We start from the raw sequence: 6,674 nt of genomic DNA, 5'->3' as shown, positions 1-6,674 counted from the left end.
GCCCGACACGGACGTGCGCGCGCTCTCCGGCGGCAACCAGCAGCGGGCGCTGCTCGCCCTGCTGCCCGACCACCTCACCTTGTTGTTAATGGAGCATCCGACCCGAGGACTCGACCTCGAGTCGGCGGAGGAGATCTGGCGCCGGCTGCTCGAGCGGCGCGCGCACGGCACCGCGATCGTCTTCTCATCGTCGGATCTCGACGAGCTGCTGGACCGCAGCGACCGCATCGTTGTCTTTTCCGGCGGCCGCGTGGCGTCGCCGGTCGACTCGCGGGGCGCCACGGTCGAGCAGCTGGGACGCTTGATCGGAGGTCGAGGGTTCTGAGCGGCCCCGGCGCTGGCCGGCGCCTCGGCTTCGCCGCGGCCGGTCTCGCGCTCGCCCTGCTCGCGGGCGGAGCGTTTCTGCGGATCGTGACCGCGTCGCCCGCCGAGGCGTACGGCCTGATCGTCGCGGGGGCGCTCGGGTCGCCGGAGCACGTGACGTTCGTGCTGGCCGCGTGGGCTCCGGTGCTGCTCGCCGCGGCCGGCCTTCTGGTCACCTTCGCCGCCGGCCTCTGGAACATCGGGATCGAGGGACAGATCATCTTCGGCGCCGTGTCCGCAACCGGCGCCCTGCGCGCCCTCGAACATGCCGCGTCCGACAGGGCCGCGCTCGTCGTGGCGGGGGTGGCCGGCGCCGCGGGCGGGGCGCTGTGGGCGCTGCTCGCAGGCTGGCTCCGAGCCTACGGCGGCGTGAGCGAAATCTTCGGCGGCCTCGGCCTGAACTTCATCGCCGGTAGCCTCACGGTCTACGTCGTGCTCGGGCCGTGGGCGCGGCCGGGCATCGCGTCCACCAGCGGCACGGTGCCGTTCGGGTCCGCGCTGTGGCTGCCCGCGTTCCGGATCCCGCCGGTCGCGGTCCCGGGCGAGGTGCTGCTCGCGCTGGCCGCAATCGGCGGCGTGTCCGCGGCGCTCCGCGGCACGTACTTCGGTTTGTACCTCGCCGCGATGGGGCGCAGTCTGCGCGCCGCGCGCCTTCGCGGCATCCCGACGACGCGCGAGATGCTGCGCGCCTTCGCGCTGTGCGGGGCGCTCGCCGGCGTCGGCGGGTTCGTCCTGGTCACCGGCGCGTACTCACGCCACCAATTGTTTCCGCTGATCTCGGGCGGCGACGGGTACCTCGCGATCCTCGTCGTCCTACTGGCAGGCCGGAACGCGGTCGCCTGCGCGCTCATCTCCGCCGCGTTCGCCGCGATCTCGATGGGCAGCCTGCAGCTCCCGCTGACTATGCAGCTCGACTCGTCGATGGGCGGGGTGATCCAAGGCCTGCTCGTTCTGTCGGTGCTTCTGCTGCGCGGCCTGCAGAGCCGGTTCATACCCGGGCGCGGGGAGCTCTGACGGTGGACCTCGTACCGCTGGCCGCAACCGTCGTCGCTGCCGCGCCTCCGGTGATCTTCGCGGTGCTCGGCGAGACGCTCGCCGAGAAATCGGGCGTGATCAACCTGTCCCTCGACGGCCTGCTGCTGTTGAGCGCGATGACGGGGTTCGCGGCGGCGCGGACGGCGGGAAGCGTCCCCGCGGGCGTCCTGGCGGCGATGGCGGTCGGGGCCGCGGCCGGGCTTGTGGTTGCGTTCGCGAGCCTGACTCTGCGGCAGCATCAGGTGGCGACGGGGTTCGTCCTGACCGTGTTCTGCCAAAACCTGGCGTATCTGCTCGGCACGCCGGTCGCGCACGTGCCGGGACCGCAGATCTCCCCCGCTCCCGTGCCGCTGCTCGACAGGTGGCCGGTCGCGGGCCCGATCGTCTTCAATCAGGACCCGCTCGTGTACCTGAGCCTCGCCGCCACCGCCGCGGTATGGTGGTATCTCTTCAAGACGGCGCCCGGCCTCGTCTTGCGCGGCGTGGGGGAACATCCGGCGGCGGCCGCGGCCCGCGGCGTCGCCGTCACGCGCGTGCGGTATCTCTACGCCATCGCGGGCGGGGCGCTCGTGGGTCTGGGGGGCGCGGCGTTTTCGCTCGCCGTCAAGCCCGGCTGGAGCCGCCCGGACGGGATCGAGGGGACGGGGTGGATCGTGCTCGCGATCGTCATCTTCGGGAACTGGGATCCGCTCCGCGGAGTCGCCGGCGCGTACCTGTTCGTCCTGCTGCAGACTGTCGGAACAGTTCTACAGGACCTGATGCCGGGTGTGCCGACCCAGGTCTTCCCCACGCTGCCGTTTCCGCTCATGATCTTCGCGCTGCTGCTCGTGGCGCTCGGCAACGCCGACCGGATTCACCGCGCGCTCCACCGGCTGCCGCCGGGGGCCCGCCTGAGGATCGTGCGCACGCTGCGGGCGCTGCAGGCGTCGCCGCCGGCCGCGCTCGGCGCACCGTTCGAGCAAGACTAGCCGCCGTCGGAACCGGCTGCCGACATGCGAAGGCGGCGGCGGCGCGCGCGCCGAAAGCATCCCGGCGCTTCGGTGGCGTCGTGGCCGTCCGCTGGCCGGCCGGCGACGGCACCGCGCTGAGACCAGGAGGACCCTCGATGACGCTGGCCGGGATCTACCCGATTACGCCCACCCCGTTCGACGAGCAGGGCCGGATCGACACGGAGAGCATTCGGACGATGACCGAGTTCATGCTGCGCCTCGGCGTCGACGGCCTCGCAATCCTGGGGGTAATGGGCGAAGTCGACCGTTTGACGGACGCGGAGCGCGACCAGGTCACCGAGGCGTTCCGGCGCGCCCTCCCCGCCGGCAAGGCGCTCGTCGTCGGCGCCGGCTCGAACGGCACGGACGCCGCGATCCAGGCGTGCCGGCGCGCGGAGAGCCACGGCGCGGACGCGCTTCTCGTGTCACCACCGCGCATTCAGAACGAAGCGACGCTGTTCGGCTACTACGAACGCGTCGCGAAAGCCGCGGCGGTGCCGCTGGTCGTGCAAGACTACCCGCCCGCGACCGGCGTGCTCATGCCCCCCGCCCTCCTGGCGCGGCTCTACAAGGAACTGGAACGGGTGGAGTACGTGAAGCTCGAGGACGCGCCGACCGGCCCCAAGATGGAGCGCATTCGCGCACTGGCCGGCGAGGCATTCGGTATCTTCGGCGCGCTCGGCGGCGTCTACGCGTTCGAGGAGCTCGAGCGGGGCGCGGTCGGGATCATGAGCGGGCTCGCGTACCCCGAGCTGCTGGTGAAGCTGTACCGGCTGCATCGCGCCGGCAACACGGCGGGGGCGGCGGCGCTGTTCTACGACTTCGTGAACCTGGCGCGGTTCGAATTTCAGCCGGGCATCGGCGTCTCGCTGCGCAAGGAGATCCTGGTCCGGCGCGGCGCGATCCGGACCGCCGCCGTCCGGCATCCCGGTGCCGTGGCGGATCCGATCACGCTGCGCCAGCTCGACCGGATCGTCGCGCACCTCGTCGCGCGCGGACACCTCGCAGCCGAGGAGCGCGAACGGGCCCGCGCCCGCTGACCGCGCAGAGAGGCCGTCCGGTGCCCTGCGACCTCGTCGTCCGCGGCCGCGTCGTCCTCTCCGAGCGCGTGCTGCAGGACGGCTACGTCGCCGCCGACGGCGGCCGGATCGCGGCGATCGGCGCCGCGGGCGGTGGCCTCCCGGCCGCCGCCCGGACCGTGGACGCGACCGGCTCCTACGTCCTGCCGGGCGTGGTCGACACGCATGTCCACACCCGCAGCGAGCCCGCCGAGGGCATCACCCGCTGCACCGAGGCCGCGGTCGCCGGCGGCGTGACGACGATCGTCGACATGCCCTACGATATGCCGGCCGCGGTTCCGGACCTCGAGACCTTCGAGCGCAAGGTCGAGGATGTCGGCGCGGAGGCCGTGTGCGACGTCGCGCTCTACGGCACGATCCGCAAAGAAGGCGGCCTCGACGCGATCGAACCGCTGGCGCGGGCGGGCGCCTGCGCCTTCAAGCTGTCGACCTACGAGTCCCATCCGATCCGCTTTCCGCGCATCCCGGACGGCGAGATGCTGGAGGCCTTTCGCCGCATCGCCGGGACGGGGCGTTACGTCGCGGTGCACTGCGAGAACCAGGACATCGTCGACCGGGCGATCGCCGCGGCCCGGGCCGCCGGCGACACCGGCCCGCTCGCGCACTGCCGTACCCGTCCGCCCGTCTCGGAGACGGAGGCGGTGAACCGGGTGCTGGAACTGGCATTTCACGCGGGCGTCCACATCCACATCGTCCACGCCAGCGTGGCCCGGTCGTTCGACCTGGTCGAGCGCTACCGCGCCGGCGGCCTGCACGCGACGGCGGAAACCTGCATCCAGTATCTCGTGCTGGACGAGCAGGCGATGGAGCGCCTCGGCCCGTTTGCGAAGATCAATCCGCCGCTGCGCGCGCGCAAAGACGTCCAGGACCTATGGGCGTATCTCGCGGCGGACCGCATCGACTGGGTGACGTCGGACCACGCGCCGTGGGCGACGGAGCAGAAACGCGACCGCACGGACATCTTCGCCAATGCATCCGGTGCGCCCGGCGTGGAGACGCTTCTGCCGCTCCTCTACCATGCCGGGGTCGCGGCGGGGCGGATCTCGATCGTCGATCTCGCGCGCTTCCTCGCCGAGCGGCCCGCCCGCAACACCGGCCTCTTTCCCCGCAAGGGGATTCTCGCGCCGGGCTCCGACGCGGACATCACCATCCTGGATCCCGAGGCGGCCTGGACCGTGCGGGGCGCCGAACTTCACAGCGGCGTCGGCTGGACGCCGTACGAGGGGATGGCGCTCCGCGGGCGGGTGACGCACACGTTCGTCCGCGGCCGCCCGGCCTACGAAGAGGGCCGCGTCGCCGCCAGGCCGGGCGACGGCGCGTTCGTCCGTCCATGACGCCGCCGCCCGGGGGATGCCTCATGTCCCGCGGCTGCCCGCTTCGATCCGGCGGTTCAGGTCGTAGGCCGCGCTGATCAGCGCGATGTGCGTGAGCGCCTGCGGGAAATTACCGAGGTGCTCGCCGCGCCGCCCGAGCTGCTCCGAGTAGAGTCCCAGCTCGTTCGCATAGCCGAAGAGCTTTTCGAACAAGAAGCGCGCCCGCCTGGTATCGCCGGAGCGCGACAGCGCCTCCACGTACCAGAACGAGCACATGTTGAAGGTGCCTTCGTGGCCGCGCAGCCCGTCGGGCGCCTGCTCGATGCGGTACCGGTACACCAGCGCATCATCGACCAGGTCGTGCCGGATCGCCCGCAGCGTCGACAGCCACCGCGGATCGTGCGGGCTCACGAGCCGAACGAGCGGCATCAGCAGATTCGCGGCGCCGAGGGCCGTCGAGCCCTTGTGCTGCACGAACGCCTCCCGCTTCGGGTCCCAGAAGTCGTGTATGATGCTGCGGTAGATCTCGTCCCGGATGTCGTGCCAGCGCCCGATCGGCGCCGGGTACGAACGGTTGCGGGCGATCCGGAGCGCCCGGTCGAGCGCGACCCAGCACATCACGCGTGACTGGCAGAACTCCTGGGCGCCGGCGCGCACCTCCCAGATCCCCTCGTCCGGCCGCCGCCAGTTGGCGCACACCCAATCGATGAGGCGGGTGAACGCCTCCCACAGCACAGAAGAGATCTGCTCGCCGTGCCGGTCGAAGACGTAGAGGCCGTCGGCCAGCTCGCCGTAGATGTCGAGCTGCAGCTGCCGGTATGCCTCGTTGCCGATCCGCACCGGACGCGAGCCCTTGTAACCGGCCAGATGCGGCAGCGCCGCCTCGGCCAGATCGCGCCGGCCGTCGATCCCGTACATCGGCTGCAGCGGCCTGTTCGGATCCGCCTCCTCGGCGCGCCGCGCGATCCAGCGCATGAAGGCGGCCGCCTCATCGGTGTAGCCGAGGCGGAGCAGCGCGTAGATTGTGAACGACGCGTCGCGGATCCACGTATACCGGTAGTCCCAGTTGCGCTCGCCGCCCACCACCTCCGGCAGCGAGAACGTCGGCGCCGCGACGATCGAGCCGAACTCGCGCGACGTAAGGAGCTTCAGCGCCAAGGCGGACCGGTTCACCATCTCCCGCCACCGGCCGCGGTACGTCGACCGCGCCATCCATCGCCGCCAGTAGTTGAGCGTGTCCTTGAACGACTGCACCACGTACGGTGCGAAGTCGGCGGCCGGCTCGTGCCCGCGGCGCGCCTCCTCGAAAATGAACGCCGCGCTCTGGCCGGCGGACAGCGTGAACTCCGCGACCGCGTCGCCGTTGCGAACTTCCACCGGACACTCGGCGCGCAGCCGCAGCGCCGGAAGCCCCTCCCGCTCCGGGGTGAACACGACGCCGTCCTCGGTCCGCACGGCGCGGTGTCCGGCCCGGGCGTGGTCGAAGCGCGGCGCGCAGAGGAGCCGATAGCGGATTTCGCCGCGAACGGTCTTGGCCCGCCGCACGATCTGCGGCGTGCCGGTGGGCGGCTCGAGCGGCATGAAATCGGAGATCTCCGCCATCCCATCGTCGGCGAGGAAACGGCTCAGAAGCACGTTGGAATCGAACACGTAGAGCTGCTTGCGGCGGGGCCTCTCGACGAGCGGCGTTAACGCGAACCGGCCGCCCCGCTCGTCGTCGAGCAGCGCCTGAAAGACGGACGGCGAGTCGAAGTGCGGGAAGCAGAAGAGGTCGATCGAGCCGGTGGCGCCGACGAGCGCGGCCGTGCGAAGGTCGCCGATCACGCCGTACCGCTCGATTGGCAGGTAGCCCACGCGTTGATTGTTCCCCAGACGTGGTTCGCCGACTTACCGGC

The 6,674-nt window shown here is 71.5% G+C and carries 6 protein-coding genes; 5 read left to right on the top strand and 1 reads right to left on the bottom strand.

The genetic code is table 11. From position 1 onward, the window contains the following. From VFL28_08515 to VFL28_08495, 5 genes are all read left to right on the top strand, one after another. Positions 1-325: sugar ABC transporter ATP-binding protein (locus VFL28_08515; protein HET7264699.1), on the top strand; the 325-nt coding region annotated here is incomplete at its 5' end. An 86-nt stretch (positions 326-411) separates the two neighbouring features. Continuing rightward, the gene (locus tag VFL28_08510; GenBank protein HET7264698.1) at positions 412-1,377 is read left to right on the top strand and encodes an ABC transporter permease; all 966 of its coding nucleotides are present in this window, start codon (positions 412-414) and stop codon (positions 1,375-1,377) included. Between the two features lie 2 nt (positions 1,378-1,379). Next, positions 1,380-2,366, top strand: a complete 987-nt coding sequence (locus tag VFL28_08505; GenBank protein ID HET7264697.1) for an ABC transporter permease — start codon at positions 1,380-1,382, stop codon at positions 2,364-2,366. Positions 2,367-2,503: 137 nt separating this feature from the next. Then, positions 2,504-3,427, top strand: coding sequence for a dihydrodipicolinate synthase family protein (locus tag VFL28_08500; protein ID HET7264696.1), 924 nt, complete (start codon positions 2,504-2,506; stop codon positions 3,425-3,427). 20 nt (positions 3,428-3,447) lie between these two features. Beyond that, positions 3,448-4,800: a dihydroorotase family protein gene (locus VFL28_08495; protein HET7264695.1), complete on the top strand. Its 1,353-nt coding sequence runs from the start codon at positions 3,448-3,450 to the stop codon at positions 4,798-4,800. A gap of 21 nt (positions 4,801-4,821) precedes the next feature. Here the strand turns inward: VFL28_08495 and VFL28_08490 are convergent, their stop codons facing one another. Next, positions 4,822-6,633 carry a glycoside hydrolase family 15 protein gene (locus VFL28_08490; protein HET7264694.1) on the bottom strand — a complete coding sequence of 604 codons (1,812 nt, stop codon included), beginning with the start codon at positions 6,631-6,633 and terminating at the stop codon, positions 4,822-4,824. Positions 6,634-6,674: the final 41 nt, after the last annotated feature.

The organism is bacterium (assembly GCA_035691305.1).
In the GTDB taxonomy this organism is placed as follows: Bacteria; Sysuimicrobiota; Sysuimicrobiia; order Sysuimicrobiales; family Segetimicrobiaceae; genus DASSJF01.
Note: the sequence above shows the minus strand (reverse complement) of the source record. Positions and strands in the feature narration are given on the sequence as shown.